Below are 315 nucleotides of genomic sequence, written 5' to 3'. Positions count from 1 at the left end.
CTGAGCCAGATGCAGAGTAGGTACGAAGGCGCGGGTAACGAGACTGAAGAGAAGCTGGCAGAGATCTGGAGCAGGCTGCTGGGCATCGAACAAATCGGCATTCATGATGATTTCTTCGAACTGGGCGGCCATTCACTCAAAGCTGCGCAACTGGTCTCTCAAGTACGCAAAGTACTGGGTGCGGACATCAAAGTCAAGGAGGTCTTCGAGCACTCCACGATTCACCAGCTGAGCGGCTGGATCAGTGGCCTGGAACGCAAGGATGACACAGGTACAGGTCTATCCCCAGCACCATACCAGCCCTATTATACAGCC

General features: G+C 54.3%; 1 protein-coding gene. It reads left to right on the top strand.

Translation table 11 applies throughout. From position 1 onward, the window contains the following. Positions 1-315 (top strand): phosphopantetheine-binding protein (locus C162_RS32270; RefSeq protein WP_156949763.1); only part of this gene is annotated, 315 nt, incomplete at both ends.

The sequence above is a fragment of the Paenibacillus sp. FSL R7-269 genome (assembly GCF_000517865.1).
Taxonomy (GTDB): Bacteria; Bacillota; Bacilli; order Paenibacillales; family Paenibacillaceae; genus Paenibacillus_AQ.
Note: the sequence above shows the minus strand (reverse complement) of the source record. Positions and strands in the feature narration are given on the sequence as shown.